This is a genomic window from Tritonibacter mobilis F1926, assembly GCF_000376545.2.
Classification (GTDB): Bacteria; Pseudomonadota; Alphaproteobacteria; order Rhodobacterales; family Rhodobacteraceae; genus Epibacterium; species Epibacterium mobile.
This window is the reverse complement of the sequence record NZ_CP015230.1, coordinates 2869805-2890962: the sequence shown is the minus strand read 5'-3', so window position 1 is coordinate 2890962 and position 21158 is coordinate 2869805. Positions and strand designations below refer to the sequence as shown.

Annotated in this window: 12 protein-coding genes; 6 read left to right on the top strand and 6 right to left on the bottom strand. The window is 62.7% G+C overall.

What is annotated here, in order from left to right:
• Positions 1-54 precede the first annotated feature (54 nt).
• Genes K529_RS13600 through K529_RS13590 form a run of 3 tightly spaced genes read left to right on the top strand, consistent with a single transcriptional unit; the run spans position 55 to position 8572 of the window.
• The gene (locus K529_RS13600) at positions 55-5502 is read left to right on the top strand and encodes an alpha-2-macroglobulin family protein (protein ID WP_110590712.1); all 5448 of its coding nucleotides are present in this window, start codon (positions 55-57) and stop codon (positions 5500-5502) included.
• The gene (gene pbpC / locus K529_RS13595; RefSeq protein WP_198528089.1) at positions 5499-7679 is read left to right on the top strand and encodes a penicillin-binding protein 1C; all 2181 of its coding nucleotides are present in this window, start codon (positions 5499-5501) and stop codon (positions 7677-7679) included. The genes K529_RS13600 and pbpC overlap by 4 nt, the downstream gene beginning before the upstream one ends.
• Positions 7680-7717: 38 nt before the next feature.
• Positions 7718-8572: a 2-keto-4-pentenoate hydratase gene (locus K529_RS13590; RefSeq protein WP_046002083.1), complete on the top strand. Its 855-nt coding sequence runs from the start codon at positions 7718-7720 to the stop codon at positions 8570-8572.
• A 182-nt stretch (positions 8573-8754) separates the two neighbouring features.
• Here the strand turns inward: K529_RS13590 and K529_RS13585 are convergent, their stop codons facing one another.
• From K529_RS13585 to K529_RS13570, 4 genes are read right to left on the bottom strand one after another with little or no spacing between them, the layout of a single operon-like run.
• A complete protein-coding gene (locus tag K529_RS13585; RefSeq protein WP_046002075.1) occupies positions 8755-10803 on the bottom strand; it encodes a glutamine amidotransferase in 2049 nt (682 codons plus the stop codon).
• 45 nt (positions 10804-10848) lie between these two features.
• Positions 10849-13638: a DUF4159 domain-containing protein gene (locus K529_RS13580; protein WP_046002074.1), complete on the bottom strand. Its 2790-nt coding sequence runs from the start codon at positions 13636-13638 to the stop codon at positions 10849-10851.
• Positions 13635-14516 carry a DUF58 domain-containing protein gene (locus K529_RS13575; protein ID WP_046002073.1) on the bottom strand — a complete coding sequence of 294 codons (882 nt, stop codon included), beginning with the start codon at positions 14514-14516 and terminating at the stop codon, positions 13635-13637. Before K529_RS13575 ends, K529_RS13580 begins: the two co-directional genes overlap by 4 nt.
• 23 nt (positions 14517-14539) lie before the next feature.
• Positions 14540-15547 (bottom strand): AAA family ATPase, encoded by a 1008-nt coding sequence (locus tag K529_RS13570; RefSeq protein ID WP_046002072.1) that lies wholly within the window; start codon positions 15545-15547, stop codon positions 14540-14542.
• Positions 15548-15611: 64 nt separating this feature from the next.
• Here K529_RS13570 and K529_RS13565 point away from each other — a divergent pair, with 64 nt between their 5' ends.
• Together K529_RS13565 and K529_RS13560 are read left to right on the top strand one after the other, a co-directional pair.
• Positions 15612-16193 carry a DUF1285 domain-containing protein gene (locus K529_RS13565; protein WP_005636581.1) on the top strand — a complete coding sequence of 194 codons (582 nt, stop codon included), beginning with the start codon at positions 15612-15614 and terminating at the stop codon, positions 16191-16193.
• Between the two features lie 280 nt (positions 16194-16473).
• Entirely contained in the window at positions 16474-17241 is a 768-nt protein-coding gene (locus tag K529_RS13560; protein WP_005636585.1) for a hydroxypyruvate isomerase family protein, read from the top strand.
• Positions 17242-17388: 147 nt separating this feature from the next.
• Here K529_RS13560 and K529_RS13555 read toward each other — a convergent pair whose 3' ends face one another.
• Positions 17389-17652: a hypothetical protein gene (locus K529_RS13555; protein ID WP_046002071.1), complete on the bottom strand. Its 264-nt coding sequence runs from the start codon at positions 17650-17652 to the stop codon at positions 17389-17391.
• Positions 17653-17743: 91 nt separating this feature from the next.
• On the bottom strand, positions 17744-20551 hold the full coding sequence (gene polA / locus K529_RS13550; RefSeq protein WP_046002070.1) for a DNA polymerase I: 2808 nt from the start codon (positions 20549-20551) through the stop codon (positions 17744-17746).
• Positions 20552-20701: 150 nt separating this feature from the next.
• Here polA and K529_RS13545 point away from each other — a divergent pair, with 150 nt between their 5' ends.
• Positions 20702-21115 carry a hypothetical protein gene (locus K529_RS13545; RefSeq protein WP_227512297.1) on the top strand — a complete coding sequence of 138 codons (414 nt, stop codon included), beginning with the start codon at positions 20702-20704 and terminating at the stop codon, positions 21113-21115.
• Positions 21116-21158: the final 43 nt, after the last annotated feature.

Sequence of the window (21158 nt, the reverse complement as noted above, 5' to 3'; positions counted from 1 at the left end):
CTTGCTATGAGGTTAATCGCGTGTCAGCCTTTGCGCGGTGACAGGGAGGATTCCATGCGGCGCCTATTGATTTTATTCGTTTTTCTTTTTTCCAATGTTCTGAGCCCCGCAGTGCAGGCGCAGAGCAGTGATTCTGGGCCTTTGCCCACGCAGAGGTTTGTAACCCAACCGGATACAGATCATTTCGGGGCAGATTTGCAGGCGTTGTTCGATACATCGCTGCAATCTTGCCAGCGCGCATGCGCCACACAGAGCGCCTGCGTCGGCTTTGTGTACAATGTAAAATCCAACGCCTGTTTCCCAAAATCAGAATTGCGCGACCCATCGACATTTGTTGGCGCGCTCACGGTGCGCAAACTCCAGGTAGATGCGGGACTGTCCGCGCGCGCTGCAGACCGTGCATCGCAGCTCACTTTGCCGGGGACTGTCGATGTGGCGTCAGCGCGCAAACTCGCCAGCGAGATCGGCACACGCTATCAGTTGAGCGGTCGTGACATCGGAACGTTGATTGACGGCGCGCAACAGTTCTTTGCCGGGAATAACGCGACTATGGCTGCGCGCTGGATGGGCGAAGCCGTGGCACTGAGCGATGCGCCGGACCTCTGGGTTGAGTATGCCCGCTACGTGCGTGCGATGCCCACCGACAACAGCAGCGAAACCCGTCGCAATCTTGCGGAGTCCGTTGCTGCCGCGCTGAACGGTTATTTGCGCGCCGATGCAGCGCCCATGCAGGTGAACGCATTGATCGAGGCCGCACAATCCTTGGAAAAGCTGGGTCGCGGTCGCGATATGATTTCCGTGCTGCGACTGGCAGAGGAAATCCAGCCGCGCAAACAAATTGCTGAACTTCTGAACAATGCGGTGGCGAAATACGGCTTTCGGGTCAGTGACACCCGGGTCGAGGCTGATAGTGCTGATCCGCGTATGTGCATCGTCTTCTCCGAAGATCTGGTCAAAACGGGCGTTACCTATAGCGACTATCTGAAATCTGAGGCCGAGGGTCTTGCGGCAGAGGCATCGGGGCAGGAGCTGTGTCTGACAGGCCTGACTCATGGCCAGCATCTGCGGGTGACCTTGCGCCGGGGGCTGCCTGCAGCCAATGGCGAAACCCTGATCAAAGATGTGGACCTCAGCCACTACATCCGCGACCGCAGCCCCTCCGTGCGCTTTCCGGGTCGGGCCTATGTGCTGGCGCGCAGCGACGTGACCGCCCTGCCGGTCGAGACGGTGAATGTGGATAGGCTGGATCTGAAGCTCTCGCGCATCAGTGACCGCAACCTCTTGCGCAGCATGCAGGACGATCTGTTCGCCCGTCCCCTGAACCAATGGCAGAGCGAGAATTTCGACGCCACAGTGGCAGAGGAACTCTGGACCGGCACCGCCGAGGTGCAGCAGGAGTTGAACCGCGACATGACCACCCGGTTGCCGCTGGATGATGTGCTGGCCGATCAGCCCGTGGGTATCTATGCGCTCAGTGCCTCTGTGCCGGGGGCCGATCCCTATGACAGCCCGGCGGCGATGCAGTGGTTTGTGCTCACGGATCTTGGCCTCAGCTCTATGTCTGGGGCCGATGGGTTGCATGTGCAGGTGCAGGGGCTGTCGGACGCCAAGGCCCGCGCGGGCGTCGAGGTCGAACTGATCTCAGAGGCCAACGCGGTGATTGCCCGCGCCATCAGCGACGCCACTGGCTATGCGCATTTTGCGCCGGGGCTGACCCGGGGCACCGGCAGTGCTGCGCCCGCGATGCTGCTGGCCCGCGCCGGAGAGGAGGACTTTGCCTTCCTGTCGCTGCGCGATGCCGCCTTTGATCTGTCGGACCGTGGTGTCGAGGGCCGACCCGCGCCCGGACCGGTTGATGTCTTCCTGACCACAGATCGTGGCGCTTATCGTGCCGGTGAAACCATCAACGTCACCGCCCTGTCGCGCGATCCGCGTGCGCAGGCCATCGAAGGGCTGCCGCTGATCGCGGTGCTGAAACGCCCCGATGGGGTGGAATATTCGCGCCATATCTCCGAGGGCGGTGATGCAGGCGGTCATGTCTATGCCCTGCCCGTGGGCGACAGCGCGCCGCGCGGCTCCTGGGCGATCGAGATCTATGCCGACCCTAAGGCGGAGCCGCTGGCGAGGCAAACCGTGCTGGTCGAGGATTTCCTGCCCGAGCGGATCGACTTTGAACAGGACATCCGTGACGTCGCGGGCCTGCGCCCCGGCGGCCAGTTGGTTGTCGATATCGACGCGCGGTTCCTGTTTGGCGCCCCGGGGGCTGGCCTGAGCGTCGAGGGTGATGTCTCCCTCGCCCCGGTGCGGCAGTTGGCCGATTGGCCCGGCTATCGCTTCGGGCGCTATGATGCGGAAACCAACCGCCAGACCCGCTATTTCAGCGGCGAGGACACCGGCGCCGATGGCCAGTCTGTCGCGGCAGGTGATTTGCCCGAGGTGGAGGCAGCAGGCCTGCCGCTTGAGGCCCGTTTGCGCACGCGGCTGTCGGATGGCTCCGCCCGTCCGGTCGAGCGTGAACTAACCGTGCCGGTCCAGCCTGCGACCCCCGTGATCGGGATCAAGACGCAGTTTGCCGATGACGTGGTGGCCGAAGGCACCGAGGCGGGTTTTGAGCTGATCTCGCTGGCACCGGATCTCACCCCCGCGCCGATGCAGGTGCAATGGGTGCTGAACCGGGTCGAGACGCGTTATCAGTGGTATCAGCTCTATGGCGACTGGCAGTGGGAGCCGATTACCCGCCGCACCCGCGTGGCCTCGGGCGAGGCGATGCTGGGCGGCGATCCGGTGGCGGTCACCGCGCCGGTGGACTGGGGTCGCTACGAGCTGGTGGTGGAACGTCTGGATGGCGATTACGTGACCGCTGCGCAGGATTTCTACGCTGGCTGGTATGTGCCCGCCTCCGACGCGCAGACCCCGGATCGTCTGGAACTGTCGCTGGATGGCCAAAGCTACGCCCCCGGCGACACCGCCCGCCTGCGGATCGTACCGCAAGCGGCGGGAACCGCGCTGATCTCCGTGATGGGGAGCGAGATGATCCACCGTCAGGCGGTCGAGGTGACGGCGGGCGAAAACGTGATCCCGCTTGAAGTCACATCCGACTGGGGCAGCGGCGCCTATGTGACCGCCTCTGTCGTGCAGCCCGTCGCCGGTCGGCAGGGCCGCACACCGACCCGGGCGCTGGGCATCGCCCATGCCACAGTGACCCAGCCGGGGCAGCAACTGGATGTCACGATCAACACCCCCGAGGTCACCCGCCCCCGCCAGACGGTCGCGGCGACGGTAGAGGTCGCCGGGGCCGAGGCGGGCGAGGAGGTCTGGCTGACGCTGGCCGCCGTTGATGTCGGCATCCTCAACCTCACTGGTTTTCAGAGCCCGGATCCCGTGGGCTATTTCCACGGTCAGCGGCGTCTGGGGATGGAGCTGCGCGACATCTATGGCCGTCTCATCGACCCCGGCAACGGCGCGTTGGGACGTGTGCGCTCCGGCGGCGATGCGGGGCTTGGGGCGCAATTCCAGTCCCCCCCGCCGACGCAGGATCTGATGTCAGTCTTCCACGGCGCGCTACAGGTCGGGGACGATGGCAACGTGACCCTGCCCATCGATCTGCCGGATTTCAACGGCACCGTGCGGCTGATGGCTGTGGCTTGGACTGACCGCTCGGTCGGGCAAGCGGAGTCCGACATGATCGTGCGCGATCCGGTGGTGCTGACCGCCTCACTGCCGCGCTTTCTGGCGCCCGGCGATCAGAGCCGCATCCGCCTCGACATCACCCACGCCGATGGACCTGCGGGTGAGATCGGTCTGGCGGCCGAGGTGATCGGGGCCGGTCTGCAACTGGGCGCGCTGCCGCCTTCGGTGACGCTCACCGAACAGGGCCGTGTGCTACTGGAACTTCCGGTCACGGCAGAGGCCGTGGGCGATCCGGAGGTGCGTCTGAGCCTGACCACACCCGGCGGGGAGGTGCTGGACCAGACCCTGCGTCTGCCGGTGCGCGCCAACGATCCCGAGGTCTCGGAAACCCGGCGCTTCTCGCTGGCGGGCGGCGACAGCTTCTTGTTCAACGCGGATGTGTTCGCGGGTCTGCGCCCCGGCTCTGCCCGCGCAGTGATGTCGGCGGGGCCGCTGGCCAAGTTCGACGTGCCGGGGCTGTTGTCGCAACTGGACGGCTACCCCTATGGCTGCACCGAACAGGTGACGTCGAAGGCGCTGCCGCTCCTCTATCTGTCGTCAGTGGCCGAGGCCGCCGGTCTGGGCGATGGCCCCAAGGTGGACGCGCGCATCAACGGTGCCATCCGCAAGGTGCTGATCCGGCAGGCCGCCAATGGCGCCTTTGGCCTTTGGCGCGCCGAGAGCGGCGATTTGTGGCTGGATGCCTATGCCTCTGACTTCCTCAGCCGGGCACGGGCCAAAGGCTATATGGTGCCCGATCAGGCCTTTGCCCGCGCCATGGACAATCTGCGTAATCGGCTGAACTACGCGCCGGATTTCGACAGCGGCGGTGAGGAAGTGGCCTATGCGCTGCTGGTGCTGGCGCGCGAGGGCGCAGCGGCGATGGGAGATCTGCGCTATTACGCGGATACAAAAGCAGATGCCTTCTCCACCCCGATGGGCGCGGCGCAATTGGGGGCAGCACTCGCGGCCTATGGCGATCAGCGCCGGGCGGACAAGATGTTTGCCCGCGCCGCGCAGATGATCGCAGGCCAAGGCGCGGAAAAGCCAGTGTGGCGTGTCGATTACGGCACCCAGTTGCGCGACTCGGCGGCTGTCTTGGCGCTGGCGGTGGAGGCCGGCAGCACGGCGGTCAATCGCGACTATCTTACAGCGCGGGTCTCGGCTGGTGATAGGCATCGTTCGACACAGGAAGCGGCCTGGAGCCTGATGGCGGCGCAGGCATTGGTGGACAATCCCGAAGACTCCGGTCTGCGGGTCAATGGTCAGCCAGTCACCGGCGCTTTTGTCGAGGTGATGCAGGGTGACAGCCCGGCGGATCTCGCGGTCACTGCCGCCTCCGGGCGCAGCACCGACATCACCCTGACCCGCATCGGCGTGCCTGTCGTGCCCCCGGCGGCGCGTGGCTACGGCTTTGCCCTGACGCGGGAGTATTACACCTTGGAAGGGGAGCCGGTGGATCTGGCCTCGGTCGCGGTCGGCACCCGGTTGGTGACAGTGCTGCGGGTGCTGCCGCAAGAGGAGATCGGCGCCAGGCTGATGGTCAACGACCCGCTGCCGGCGGGGCTGGAGATCGACAATCCCAACCTGCTGCGCTCCGGCGATCTGCGCGATCTGGATTGGCTCAGCCTCTGGGAGGCCGATCACGTGGAGTTCCGCTCTGATCGGTTCCTCGCGGCGGTGACCTCGCGGGGGGATGATCCGATCACGCTGGCCTATATGGTGCGCGCGGTCAGCCCCGGTGACTTCCACCATCCTGCGGCCTCGGTCGAGGACATGTACCGCCCGGCCTACCGCGCCAATACGGCGGCGGGACGGCTGCAGGTGCGATGAGCCGAACTGGTTGGCTGTGTAAGCTGGGGGCACTTTTGCAGAGGCGAGAGCGCCCGGACACTGTCGTGTCCGGGCGCGACCTGACCGAACGGTCAGGAGGGGGCGCGTTGCGCCCCCTGTTTTGGATGGCAGCGCGCCTCAGAACTCCTTTGTTGGTCTTGCTCATTGCGAGTGTCCTTGCGGGAAAGGCTCTCGATCTGTGGGTTGACGCGACGGTGCTTCCACAAACGCTTGCTGAAACCTCCGTCGAGGTGCGTGATCGCGATGGCCGTTTGTTGCGGGCCTACCCGGTTGGAAATGGGATTTGGCGCATGGCTGTGCGTGTCGAAGAGGTGGACGCCACCTATCTGAACATGCTTCGGGCCTATGAAGATAAACGGTTCGACACCCATCGCGGGGTCGACGTTCTGGCGATGCTGCGCGCGGTCGGGCAAGCCGTTTTGAATGGGCGTACCGTATCCGGGGGGTCGACCCTGACGATGCAGGTGGCACGGTTGCTGGAGGATGGCTCCACTGGGCGTTGGACTGGAAAGCTACGTCAGATCCGGGTGGCGCTGGCGCTTGAGCGCAAGCTCTCCAAACAGGAGATCCTGAACCTCTACCTGACGCACGCGCCGTTTGGCGGCAATCTTGAAGGTGTGCGGGCGGCAAGTTTTGCGTGGTTCGGCAAGGAGCCGCGTCGCCTGACCGTCGCCGAAGCCGCTCTACTGGTGGCATTGCCGCAATCCCCGGAGAACCGTAGGCCTGACCGATCGGTAGGTGCCGCGCGCGTCGCACGCGAACGCGTGCTGCAACGCAGTCGTGAGGCTGGGGTCCTAACCTCTGAGGTGGCACTGCAGGCGGCGCAAGCACGCCTGCCGAAGGTGCGCCGCGCCTTTCCGCTGCTTGCTCCGCATTTGGGGGATCAGCTGCGGGCTGCGGCCCCGGCTACCGCGCGATTTGACACAACGCTGGACGCCGCTTTGCAGGAAAAACTGCAGGCTGTTCTGCTGCGGCGGGCGAAAGCGGCCGGGCCACAGCTGAGCGCAGCGATGATTGTAGCGGATCATCAAAGCGGCGAAATCCTCGCCCGGATTGGCGCGCCAGATTACACCGACACAGTGCGGCGCGGGTTTGTGGATATGGTGAGTGCGGTGCGCTCTCCCGGCTCTACGCTGAAACCGCTGGTGTATGGCCTCGCCTTTGACGAAGGGCTGGTGCATCCGGACACGCTGATCCGCGATGCCCCTGTGTCCTTTGGCGGCTATGCGCCGCAAAATTTTGATGGAGCTTTTCGAGGCGACGTGCGCGTGCGCGATGCGTTGCAAATGTCGCTCAACACCCCTGTGGTCACCCTTACGGAGGCGATTGGTCCCTCGCGGTTGATGGCAGGGATGCGTCAGGCTGGGATGCGCCCTCAATTGCCGGGTGGCAAAGCGGGGCTGGCGGTGAGCCTCGGCGGAGTTGGCGTGAGCCTGCAAGATCTGGTGCAGCTTTATACGGTATTGGCCGCAGGAGGCACGGGGTTGCAGTTAAGGTTGGAGGCTGGTGGCGAGAGTGCTGTGATCCCAAGGGTGATTTCTCCGGTCGCAGCCTGGTACCTTGGGGACATCTTGCGCGATGTGCCGGTGCCCCGCGGAGCGCGCGCTGGCGTATTGCCGTTTAAGACCGGCACCTCTTACGGGTACAGGGATGCCTGGGCCGTGGGGTGGGATGGCCAGCACGTCATCGGGGTCTGGCTTGGTCGTGCTGACGGTACGCCAGTGCCGGGAGTGTTTGGGGCAGAGGTGGCCGCACCGGTGTTGTTTGAAGCCTTTGCCGCATTGAAGTCCGACCTCACACCGCTTGCCCCACCGCCACCGAACGCGCTGGTTTTGACGACGGCACAATTGCCGCAGCCATTGCGGCAGTTCAGGGCGCGCAATGACGTGTTCTCGGATGTAGGTGAAGGTGCCCCCGAGGTGGTCTTCCCTCCAACACGGGCGCGTCTGGCGCTGGTCGAGGGCCGGTTGTCGCTAAAGCTGCGCGGGGGGCGGCTGCCCTTTACGGTGCTGGCGAATGGAGTGCCGGTGGCCCGGGGTCTGAGGTCCCGGGATCTCGACCTTCCGAGCCCCGGGCCGGGACACGCAACGCTTGTGGTTATTGATGCGGATGGGCAATCTGCTCGGGTGACCGTTGAGATTGACGAGACGGGGTGATGCGCGTGTTGCAGGAGGTAAAGGGTATGATTCACAGAATGCATGGGCTGGCGGTGCTTTGTGTTTTGGCCGTCTTCACAGCTGTCCCCGCCATGGCAGATTGCGCGAGCGAGGACGAGGTAAACCAATTTGCGGCTGACTATATCGCGCGAAAACCTGCCAAAGCTCTGGGCGCAGATGGCGATATGGTGGATGCGCTTTGTACGCAGGCACGATTGGTGGAGGTACTGTCGGAGCATATGGGGCCAGTGATCGGCTACAAGGCCGGATTGACCAGTGCGCCCGCGCAGGAGCGGTTTGGTGCGAGCGAACCTGTGCGCGGTGTGCTTTACCGGGATATGATGCTGGAGAGCGGGGCAACGGTAGAGGTTCCGTGGGGCACGGTTCCGATGGTCGAAGCTGATCTGGTGCTGGAGGTAGGCGATTCAGCTGTGAACTGGGCCACGTCCCCTCAGGAGGTCATGGAAAACATCCGCAGCGTCCGGCCATTTATCGAGTTGCCAGATCTCGCATTGGCATCGGGTGAGCCAATGACGGCGGAGACGATTACGGCAATGGGTGTCGGCGCGCGGCGCGGTGTGCTTGGTGCTGAGATACCGGTCGAAGATGTCGCAGCCCTGACCACCGCATTGGCCGAAATGCAGGTTACTCTGCGCGATGGTGCAGGTGAGACTGTGGTATCGGCTCCGGGAACGGCTGTTTTGGGACATCCCGCCGAAACGATCCTCTGGCTCCATGAGGCTGGGGTGACGTTTAAGGCTGGGGATCTGGTCTCGGTTGGATCGTTTGGTCCGTTGGTGCCGCCTTCCAAACTCAGTGGGGGAGCGCGCGTCATTTATGAAGGGCTACCGGGAGATCCGGAAGTCTCTGTCCTATTTGCGCCGACCTCCTGACCCGTTGATGGTGTCTTTTGCGAAAGGTGTTTCGCATCGGGCTATGCCCGATGCGACCGGCGCCGCGCCAAAGGCGCGGCGCTCGGCCCAACTGGCCGATGGGATCGACAGATCACAAGGCTGGGCGGGAGGGCTCGCCGCTTGCCATCCTGCACGGTGCCCACACAAAAGAGTGACGTTGCTCAAGACGAGCTGCGCCCTTCCCGTAGCCACGCGCCGATCAACAGCGCCCCCGCCAACAGGAGCAGTACCCACGAGGGAAGCAACGGCGATTGAGTTACAGCAGTGGTTTCATATGCGCCGCGCGGTGCGAGGCCGATCCAGCCCCTACCTGATGCAGGACGCCCCTCGCGAATGTTGCGCAAAGACGGGACGCCCGCCTCAAGCGGCACGGCCCCGCCACGCATCGCGCGCACAAGTGGCTCCATTACACTGGCGGTCGCGATGGTTTGCTCAAACTCCTTTGGGGCAGCAGGGCCAAGACCGATGACTGCACGCTCTTCACCCTCTTGCAGGTGATAAAGCCCGATTTGATCGCTTTCATACCGCCCTTCCCAAAGGCCGGGCCGTACCTCGTGCAGTGTGACATCGGATGTTGTGCTATCCGGTGCAGTGACAGTCACAGCCCCCACGGTATCGCCAAGAGTGCGACGCTCGATACGCATGCGTTGGCCTGTGGCCTCAGCCGTCAGCACCTCTTCTTCCAATTCGGGCTCTTTCATCATCCAATGCGCCAAGCGGCGGAGCAGCTCCAATTGTGGGCCGCCGCCCTCAAAACCGCGACTCCACAGCCAAGCGTGATCCGAGGCCAGAAGTGCAACGCGCCCCTGTTCCACCCGATCCAGGATCAACAGTGGGCGCTCGCCGATCCCGCGCATTAATGTGGTTCCGCCGGTGGTATCCAGTTCGACCTGACGCATCCAGCGGCCCCATTCCGCAGCGCCTGTCAGCTCTGCAGTGACCGGATGCTGCTGGCCGATCTCGCTGATCGTGGGACGATAGGGTTCCTCAAGCACGCGAGCCGAGGGACGTGCAGGCAGGACGTCTGCCAAAGGCGTGCGAAAGATGCTGTCAGCGCTGGCAAAATCCGGCCCCGCCGCCACCAGGACCGCGCCACCGCGGCGGACGTAATTGGCGACATTCTCCAGATAGGCCGATGGCAGGATGCCGCGCCGTTTGTAGCGATCAAAGATGATGAGATCGAAATCCTCGATCTTTTCCAGAAACAGCTCGCGGGTTGGAAAGGCGATCAAAGACAGCTCATCCACTGGCACGCCATCCTGTTTTTCGGGAGGACGCAGGATAGTGAAGTGCACAAGATCAACAGAGCTGTCGGATTTCAGAAGGTTGCGCCATGTGCGCCCGCCCGGATGCGGAGCACCGGATACCAGCAGCACCCGTAGCCGGTCACGCACGCCGTTGATCTGCAACAGGGCGGCGTTATTGCGGGCTGTTAACTCGCCGGGGGCCTCAGGAACGCGGAACTCGATCACATTGCGTCCACCGTGGGGCAGGGTCAGCGGCAGGTCGAAATCAACTCCTACCGGCAGACGGAAATTCTGCGGCGCACCTCCGTCGATTGCGATCTGCAGCTCGGTATATTGCACGCCCTCCGGTGCAGCGCCCTGATCTTCGACCTGTAGCGTCAGAGTGATCGGCTCTCCGATAATCCCAAAGGATGGAGCGTTTTTGACGATCAGGCGACGATCCCAGTCTCCCTTGCGGCCGGTCATCAGGAGATGCAGTGGCGCGGGGAGATCGGGCGCGCGTTCCATATCGTGGATCTGCCCGTCTGACAGCGCGATGATACCTGCAACACGTGCTCGTGGCTCGTCTGCCAATGCCCGGGTCAAAGCATCCATCAACTGGGTGCCGCCATCGTCGGGGCTGTCTTCGACAGTGATCCAGCGCACTTCGGTATTGGCGCGCTCCGCCAGCGCCTCTTCAATCTCAGCGCGCGCAGTAGCCATTTGTTCGCCCCGGTCAGAGAGAGCCTGACTGGCGGTGCGATCTTCGGCAACGATGACGATATCGCTCAGGGGGGTGCGATCTTCGACCTGAATGACCGGGCCGGAAAGTGCGGCCAGCAGAACCAGCGCGGCTCCAGCGCGCAAGGCCCAGCCCGCGAGCCGCCGCCAGATGGCCAGCCCCAATGCCACAAAGCTCACCCCCGCCAGCGCAGTGAGCAGCGCCCAGGGCACCAGCGGATCAAAGAGGATGGTCTGGGTCATTCGACGTGGGCTCCTTGCGCCACAGGATGAGTGATCTGCATGAGCCTACTGCCCAAGCCGGTCGAGCAGAGCAGGGACATGCACCTGATCGGATTTGTAGTTGCCGGTCAGCACATGCATCAAAAGGTTCACACCAAAGCGCCGGGCCAGCTCGCGCTGGCGTTCACCTGAAAACCCGCGTCCAACCGGATAGAGCGGCGCGTTGCGCTCATCCACGGCCCATGCCGCTGCCCAGTCATTGCCGCCGATCACCACCGGGGTTACCCCGTCGTTGAGATTGCGAAAGGGCAGCCCTTCAACCTGTTCAGCATCCGGTGGCGCGGCTTCGACCCAGATTTGCCCGCGCGGATGACGACCGGGAAAATCCTGTAGCAAGTAGAACGCACGTGTAAGTACATGATCGGCAGGGATTGGCTCTATGGGTGGAATATCCAGCGGAAGCGCCAGTTGTTGCAGGCGTCGCGCCGCGCCGCTGCTGGCCCCGGTGACCGCTAGGTCCGCGTCGCGGGTATCAAAAAGGATCATACCGCCTGTGCGCAAATAGGCATTGAGCTTGCTGTAGGCCTCTGATGAGGGGAGCGGCTGCCCCTCTGTGACAGGCCAGTAGAGAAACGGAAAAAACGCCAACTCGTCAGTTTCCAGATCCACCCCGTATGGTGGCGCCGGTTCGACGGAGGTGCGCAACGCCATTACATTGCTAAGACCACGTAACCCTTCGGCGGAAATCTGATCGACCCGCGCGTCACCTGTCAACACATAGGCCAGTGTCAATTCTGATGTGAGTTCCGTCGGGGTCGCAGCGGACGAATTGGAAGCTGTCTGAGCCTGTGCGGATTGCGGCAGTCCCGTGGTGATGCCACCCGCTATCCCCGCAGCGAGCACTAGAGCCGCCACCTTAGCAGGAGACCAGAGACCAGACACCAGAAGTGCCGCCGCAATGTCGAGTGCCAGCAGCACCAGCGCAAGGCTCAAGAGCACACCGCCGAGGGGGCGCTCCTGTGCGCCCTCATAGGTGAGCACCGGCACAGATGCAGGCCAGGTGCTGGGTCGAATCTCATCCCCCATGCGCAAGACATTGCGGGCATAGGCGCCGCTGCCGCTGGTATAAAGCCCGGGCTGCAACGTGGGTCCGGAGGGGGCGTCGATTAGATCTGGTCCCGCAACACCTGCCAATGTGTCCGCGTCTGCCAGTCGACCAAAGCCATCCAAAACCTCAACGGCCTGCCATGTGGTGCCCTCCAGAGCCTCTGCCGCAGGAGGCTTTGCAGCAGAAGACACCGCGAGACGTTCCAGCATGTCGACAAACAACCCCGAGAGCGGCAGGGTGCTCCACTCCGCATTCGCCGTGACATGGAACAGGACCACTTGCCCCTGACCCAGTGATTTACGCGTCACCAGTGGCGTACCATCGCTCAACTCGGCTACCACGCGGCTTGCCAGTTCCGGGTCGGGTTGTGCCATGACTTGCGAGCTGACGGTAACTTCCTGCGGGATCTCCAAACCGTAAAAGGGCGAAGCTTCCGCAAATGGCGCGAGCGCCTTTGGCTGGCCCCAACTCATGGCACCGCCTATGCTGCGCCCACCAATGCGCAGGCGCACCGGCATCAGGGGTTCCTCGGTGTCGCGGGCCGTATCGCTGGCGGCCAGACGTGGCCCGGCAAACCGCAACAGCAAGCCACCCTGATCCACCCAGTCGATCAGCGCCTCTTCCTGCGCGGGGGCCAGACGGGCCACATCGGCGAGAACCACCACGTCCGGGTTTGCAGGCAAAAGATCCGGCAGCGCTCCTTCGAGCAGCTCCGCCGTCGGCTCCAGCGCCTGACGCAGGTAGTGGAGCGGGGAAAGCAGTGCGAGGCCTTCATCGCTGCTCTGGGCGGAAATCAACGCGACCTCACGGCGGCGCAACCGATCATCGGTCAGTGAAACCGCCCCGGCAGAGCGGGTGTTCAAAATCTCGAACCGGCTGATGCGGGCACGCAACTCCATGGGCAACGCCAGCTGTGCTTCGGCGCTGTTGGCAGGGACGTCAAAGGTCATCGTGGTTGAGGCCAGCGCGCGCTCTGTACCGTTTGGGTCCGGCCCAAGCGCCTGCACGGTGATCTCTTGTTCAAGCCCGGTGCTGCTGCGCAGGGCGCGCAGGGTAATTGCACCGTCTTCGTAGGTGGCGGGCAGCAGACCCATCACAGGCGCGCCGCTCTCGTACACTTCGATCTCGCCGCGTTCGGCAAGTGTCGCGACCAGATCGGCGCGACCTTCCATTGCCACACCATCGCTCAGCCAGAGCGTATCAAACCCGCCCTCCGCCTCGGCGATCATCTTTGCGGTGTCTTGCAGCTGTTCGGGAGAGGCCACCCATGGCGCGGGCGTCATTCCCGGCAATTGGCGGCTCCAGTGACCTGCGGCGAGGAATTGCAGTGGCTCCGGCGCAGTCAGGCGCAAGAGTGCAACAGGGCGACCTGCGCGCCCGGCCTCACTTAGCTCCGCCTCGATCTGAGCGCGGTTCTGCTCCCAACGTGGCGCGCCGCCCCAGCCAGAATCCATGACGATCAACAGTGGACCACTGCCACCATGTTCCTGTGCAGGGTTTAGCACTGGCCCCGATAAACCAAAGATGGCTGCAGCCACGGCGAGCATCCGAAGGAGCAGTAACCACCATGGGGTGCGATCCGACAGGCTCTCGTCGTCTTTTAGCCCCAACAAGAGTGTCACGGCTGGAAACGGTTGCCGTTTTGGGGCCGGAGGAATGGCCCGCAGCAACAGCCACAGAATTGGCAAAACCAAGAGCCCCAGCAGTAGCCATGGGTTGGCAAAACCTATGCCGGCGATCATGGTCATTGGCGCCGCTCCAATGCGTGATAGAGCCACAGCAGACCCGATTGCGCACTATCGCCTGTGTGGTGCAGGCCCAAGGTCCAGCCTGCCGCGCGGCACAATTGTTCCAGCGCATCGCGCCGTTCCGCCAGTCGATCCAGATACCGATCACGCAGAGCGGATGCTTTCAATGTTTCGTGGCTGAAGCGGCTATCCGGCCCCTCGAACCGGGTACGACCGCTGAAGGGAAACATCTCCTCAGTGGGGTCTAGAACCTGCAGAAGTACACCACGCAATCCACGGTCTGCCGCCTTGGTGAGTGCGATTTCCAACTCCTGAAAGGGGCCGAGAAAGTCTGAAATGAACAGCGCACGCGCGTGAGGGATCAGCGCCCGATGCTCGGGTGGGGCATAGGCTGTGTCGTCAATGGTGGTGAAATGCTCGGCCAGCCTCAGGATCTGCATATTGCCGCGTCTCGGGGGCAGGGCACCTCCGGTCAGCCCCACGCGTTCGCCGCCACGCACCATCAACACGGCTGAGGCCAAGGCCAACAGGCGGGCGCGGTCGACTTTCTGCGGCAATTCGGCATTCGAGGCAAAACGCATGGAGTGCCCCTGATCGACCCAGAGGTGCACGGTCTGCGCAATCTGCCATTCCCTTTCGCGCACAAACTGCTGATCGCCGCGCGCAGACCGGCGATGGTCGATCATGCGACGACTGTCGCCCTGCTGCACCGGGCGATATTGCCAGAAATCATCGCCAGCGCCGGACCTTCTGCGGCCGTGTTCTCCGAGCAAAACCGCGCCAGCCAATTGCTGCGCCTGCACCAGCAAGGGGGGCAGGACACTGGCAGCTTCTTCGGCGCGGCTGCGAATCTGACCAGCCGGACCACGGGCAGCCATATCGCGGGAGGGGGCAGGGTGGCTCACGCGGCGGCCTCGGCTCGGATCAGGGTGGCCGCGGTCTCATCAATCAAATCCGCAAGGCTATCGCCGCGGGCGCGGGCTGCGAAATTCAGCTGCATCCGATGGCTCAGCACCGGGCGCGCCATATCGACCACATCCTCCGCATTGGGGGCAAGGCGACCTTGCAACAATGCCCGTGCCCGCACCGCCATCATCAGGGCCTGCGCCGCCCGCGGCCCCGGTCCCCATGCCACGGTCTGGGCGACCCGTTCGCTTGCACCGGGTTCTTCGGGGCGGAAGGCGCGCACAAGATCGAGGATCACTTCAACCACCGACTCGCCAACAGGCATCCGGCGCAACAGGGTTTGAGCGGCAATCAGTTCATCTGCAGTAAAGACCTGATGCACCTCACTCTCTTCGACGCCGGTGGTGGCAATGAGGATATCGCGCTCGGTGTCCCGGTCGGGATAATGAATGTCGATTTGCATCAGGAAACGGTCAAGCTGCGCTTCTGGCAGCGGATAGGTCCCTTCCTGCTCGATCGGGTTTTGCGTTGCGAGCACATGAAACGGGGCGTCCAGCGCCCGATCTGCGCCTGCGACCGTGACGGTTTTCTCCTGCATTGCCTGCAAGAGCGCCGATTGGGTGCGGGGCGAGGCGCGGTTGATTTCATCCGCCATCAAAAGCTGACAAAAAATCGGACCCTGCACAAACCGAAAGGCGCGGGTGCCATCGGGCGCCGTATCCAGCACCTCAGAGCCAAGGATATCTGCAGGCATCAGATCCGGCGTGAACTGAACCCGGTTGCCGTTCAGGCCCATAACGGTCGAGAGTGCCTCCACCAGCCGGGTTTTGCCAAGGCCGGGCAGACCGATCAACAGGCCGTGGCCACCACACAGCAAGGTCGCCAGCGTCAGATCGACGACCCGCTCTTGTCCGATGAACCGACGTGTGATCGAGGCGCGCGCCTCTTGCAGCTTGGTTTCCAGCGCTTCGATGTCGGACAACAGATCCTGTGCTTCGCTCATGACTTCCCTTTCCGTGGGCTTATATGTTCTCAGTGTATCGCGCAGAGATAGAATGGCAAAACGAATGAGTGGACAAAAAGCCGTGACACCAGATGCAAATGCCCTAGAAGCAAGCGCAAAGGCCGTAGGCAAAGGCGGATTGCCGCCGGTGCATTTGTGGAATCCACCCTACTGCGGAGATCTGGATATCCGCATCCACCGTGATGGCAGTTGGAGCTACCTTGGCTCCCCCATCAACCGGTTTGAATTGGTGAAGTTGTTTTCATCGATTCTGAAGCTGGAAGGTGGAAAATTCTATCTGGTGACGCCGGTCGAGAAGGTCGGCATCACTGTCGAGGATGCGCCTTTCGTTGCGGTAGATTTCGAGGCCACTGGCGCGGGTGAGAGCCAGATTCTCACCTTTACAACTCAGGTTGGCGATCAGACCATCGCTGGGCCGGATAACCCGGTTCGGGTCGAGCGCAATTCAGATACAGGGGAACCTTCGCCTTACGTGCATGTACGCGCGGGGCTCGAGGCGCTCATTGATCGCAAGAGCTTTTACCGGCTTATGGAGATTGGTGAGGCGCATGAAGGCTGGTTCGGCCTATGGTCTCAGGGCTGCTTCTTTCGCATCATAGAGGCGGACGCGCTGGATCTTGCCTGACGGCAACCGTTTTTGATTTGAGGCTTGTGGCCAGTGCAGATCAGCGCCACGCTCGACGTAAGTGGTGATCCGGGGGTCACCATTGCACTCAGAAACAGGCGCCAGCGCAATCCATTAAAATTGCGCAAAATGAGGGCATTTTCATCTGTGCCGGGCGGATGCATATCAACGCATTACGAGAGCAGGTGCAGTTCAAAGTTAAATTAAAACCCGCGTACGCGCGTCACAGGTCTGTGGTATAGTGATGTGACGGGGACTGCATGCGCAGCAGGAGGTGAGAATGCCAAAGTTCGCGGCCAATCTATCCATGCTCTTTGCGGAGCTTCCTTATCTGGACCGCTTTTCGGCGGCAGCCGCCGCCGGTTTTGAGGCGGTGGAGGTGCTGTTTCCCTATGAGTTTGCGGCCAAAGAAACCCAACGTGCGCTTCTTGCCAATGGGCTGGAATTGTTGCTGATCAACGCTCCGCCGCCGAACTACACCGGCGGTGATCCGGGTTATGCAGCTGTGCCAGAGCAGGCAGACCGGTTCCAGCGCGACATCCGCCGGGTGCTGCGCTACGCCGATATGCTGAAGGCAGGGCGCATTCATGTGATGGCCGGACCGGCCAAGGGAGATGCTGCACGCGAGACCTTTGTGCAGAACCTGCGGGCGGCGGCAGACTCGGCGCCGCAGCAGCAGTTCACCATCGAGCCGCTGAACAACGGTGATTTTCCGGGCTATTTCCTTGATGACTATAACCTCGCGGTGGACATCCTCGATGAGGTCGGGCGCGATAATGTGACCCTGCAGTTTGATGCCTACCATGCGCAGTTGATCCATGGCGATGCGCTCAAGGTCTGGGAGGCCTTTGGAGATCGCGCGACCCATGTGCAGTTTGCGGCAGCACCCTCGCGTTGTGAACCGGGCAATGGGCCGCTGGATTTTGACGCACTTTTTGCGGCCATTGATGACAGTGGCTATCAGGGCTGGGTCAGTGCGGAATACACGCCCAGCACGCCCCGTACCGAGGATAGCCTGCGGTGGATGCGGGCGTTACAGGCCGCTTAAGAGACATCTTGGACGGCTACTGAGTGCCGAGCGTGCTGCGTCTTTTGTGCCGGTGAAGCTCCCGCCCCCCGTGCGATCATCGCAGATGATCTGCGGGCGTTGGGCCCGGCGCCGCTGGCGCGGCGCAGGGCGTATTGGCGCGACCGGTCACTGCAAGCAGAGGAACAGGTCCAGATTGCGGCCACGGGCGCGGTCAGTCTCGGTCGAGGCATGTTCGGCGCGTTTGCCCTGACCGGCGCGACAGACGCGGTCGGCCTCGTCCCTGGCCACTTTCAGCGCCCAGTGGCGTTTGAATTTCTGTTTGGTAGCAATGGTGACGCTGTCGCCGTTATAGGCGGTGACCTGCGGGTCGATGTGATGGGCACAGGCGGTCAGCGCCGCCAGCAGTGCGGTCAAGATGATCGGTTTCAAAACGGGTCGTCCAATTGGTTTGGTCAAAAACCGGCGGCCACGTCGGGCGCCCGCCGGGAAGGGCTCTGTCTAAAACGGGCCAGAGCGCGCGTTAATGCGCCTCGGCCCAGTTTTGGCCGCGACCGGCGTCCACCACCAGTTTCACGTCCATATGCACCGCCGGATCGGCCGCGCCTTCCATGATCTCGCGGGCGGCTGAAATGGTTTCGTCCACGTGATCCTGAGGAACTTCAAATAGCAATTCATCGTGCACTTGCAACAGCATGCGGGCAGGCAGATGCGCAATCGCATCCGGCATCCGCACCATGGCGCGGCGGATCACATCCGCCGCAGTGCCCTGAATCGGCGCGTTGATCGCCGCCCGTTTGGCAAAGCTCGCCCGCGGCCCCTTGGCGGCAATCTCCGGCGTGTGGATCTTGCGGCCAAACAGCGTCTGCACATAGCCGTGCTCCTTGGCGAAATTCACCGTGTCGTCCATATACTGACGAATGCCGGGGAAACGCTCGAAATAGCGGTCGATGAAGCCCTGCGCCTCGCCGCGCGGAATGCGCAGGTTGCGGGCCAGACCAAAGCCCGAGATGCCGTAGATCACCCCGAAGTTGATCGCCTTCGCCTTGCGGCGGATCTCCGGTGTCATCTCCGCCAGCGGCACGTCAAAGACCTCGGAGGCGGTCATGGCGTGAATGTCGTGACCATCGGCAAAGGCCTGTTTCAGCGCGTCGATTCCCGCCACATGGGCCAGAATGCGCAGCTCGATCTGGCTGTAGTCGAGCGACAGGAGCACATTGCCCTCTTCGGCGACAAAAGCCTCGCGAATACGGCGGCCTTCCTCGCTGCGCACGGGGATGTTCTGCAGGTTGGGATCGCTCGAGGCCAGACGCCCGGTGTTGGCCCCGGTCTGCAAATACGAGGTATGCACCCGGCCCGTTTCCGGGTGGATATGTTCCTGCAAGGCGTCGGTATAGGTGGATTTCAGTTTCGACAGCTGCCGCCAGTCCAGCACACGGGCGGGCAGCTCGTGCTCGGTTGCCAGATCCTCAAGGATGTCGGCGCCGGTGGCATAGGCCCCGGTCTTGCCTTTCTTGCCGCCCGGTAGGGACAGCTTGTCAAAGAGGATCTCGCCCAGCTGTTTGGGCGAGCCGACGTTGAAGCTTTCGCCCGCAAGCTCGTGGATCTCGGCCTCAAGTGCGGCCATCTTCTGCGAAAACGCGTTCGACATCCGGCTCAGAGTGTCGCGGTCCACCTTGATGCCGTTCTGCTCCATCTGCGCCAGCACCGGCACCAGCGGACGTTCCAAGGTCTCGTAGACGGTGGTCACCTGTTTTTGGTGCAACTGCGGTTTGAACTGCTGCCACAGGCGCAGGGTGATGTCGGCATCCTCGGCCGCATAGGGCGTGGCGTCGTCGATCGGCACCCGGTCAAAGGTGATCGCGGATTTGCCGCTGCCCAGCAGCGATTTGATCGGGATCGGCTGGTGATCGAGGTAGCGTTCCGACAGCGTGTCCATGCCATGCCCGTGCATGCCGCCATGCAGCGCGTAGGACAACAGCATGGTATCGTCGATCGGGGCGACGTCGATGCCGTTGCGGGCAAAGATCTTGGCGTCGTATTTCATGTTCTGGCCGATCTTGAGGATGGCGTCATCCTCCAGCACCGGTTTCAGCATCTCCAGCGCCGTCTCCAGCGGCATCTGACCCTCGGCCAGATCGTCAGAGCCGAACAGATCGTCGGAATTACCCGCCTTATGCGTGAGCGGCACATAGCAGGCCTGCCCGGGCACCACGCAGAGGCAGATGCCGACCAGATCGGCGATCATCTCGTCGAGGCCTGTGGTCTCGGTATCCACCGCGACATAGCCGTGGTCGCGAATGAGGTCGATCCACTGTTGCAGGGTCTCGGCGTCGCGCACGGTGGTATATTCGGCACTGTCAAAGCCCGGGGCCTCGGGCAGCTCCAGCGCGGCGGCCGCGGCGGAGGGCGCTTCGGGGATCGTCGGGGCTTCGCGGCCCAGCTGGTCGGCCATCCGCTTGGACAGGGTGCGGAATTCCATCTCGGCGAGGAAGCCCAGGAGCGTTTCGGCGTCCGGGTCGCGCACTTCCAGATCGTCGAGGGTGAAGTCCAGCTCCATGTCGCAATCCAGCTGCACGAGGCGTTTGGACATTTCGATCTGATCGCGTTTTTCCACCAGAGTCTGGCGGCGCTTGGGCTGTTTGATCTCCTCGGCGCGGTCCAGCAGATCCTCCAGCGAGCCGAATTCGTTGATCAGCAGCGCAGCGGTCTTGATGCCGATGCCGGGCGCGCCGGGCACGTTGTCGACCGAGTCACCGGCAAGCGCCTGCACATCGACCACACGTTCGGGGCCGACGCCGAATTTCTCGCGCACGCCATCGCTGTCGATGCGCTTGTTCTTCATCGCGTCGAGCATCTCGACCCCGTCGCCAACCAGCTGCATCAGGTCCTTGTCCGATGAGATGATGGTGACGCGGCCCCCGGCCTCGCGCGCCTGACAGGCCAATGTGGCGATAATATCATCGGCCTCGAAGCCTTCGATTTCCTTGCAGGCGATGTTAAAGGCGCGGGTGGCCTCGCGCGTCAGCGGGAACTGCGGCACCAGATCCTCAGGCGCGGGGGGGCGGTTGGCCTTGTAGAGATCGTACATGTCATTGCGGAACGACTTGCCCGAATGGTCGAAGATCACCGCCACATGGGTGGGCGCATCGGGGCCCTTGTTGTCCTCGACTTGCTTGAACAGCATGTTGCAAAACCCCGCGACCGCACCGATCGGCAGCCCGTCGGATTTGCGCGTCAGCGGCGGCAGCGCATGGTAGGCGCGAAAGATGAAGGCGGAGCCATCGATCAGGTGGAGGTGACAGCCTTTGCCAAAATTGCTAGTGCTCATGGTGTTTGACCCCAACCGATTGTTTCCCAGATGTTCTTATCCGCCTTATCTCCGATCCGTCGCGTCACTGCAATCACTCTGCTCAGCCTGAGCGGTCTCTTGATTACATCCTGCCAACGCGAAGCCTCAAGTTCCGAGGCGGAAGCTTTCTTGTCTGGTTGCACCTCGAACCCGGGTCAGGGCGACCACTGTACACCGCTTTTGGCCTGTTTCGACAATGGGCAAAGCATCCATGGGGCGACGCTCGGTTGGTTGTCGGGCAATATCGAGGGGAAGACCCAAGATGGCGTGGCGTGCCGTGGAAAATGGGAGATTCTAAGTACATCAGATGCCAGCGGTTCTGCTCAATTTATCTGCGAGGACGGCAGCTATGGAAACGCAAGTTTTTCCTATGATCGCGCGAAGCCCGGCACGATTTGGGGGAGAGGCGAATTCAATGCGTCCGAGGCGTTTCAGGTCTGGGGCGGTCGGGACCTCATTCAGCGGCTGCAATTGGCAGGGGGCCATTTTGATCAGCTATGTGATGCTTTGAATGGCCTGACAGAGCGCCGATCTGCACTGTGATGTTGCACGCATGTGTCGCGGTGGCCTGCAGGTAGGGTATTGG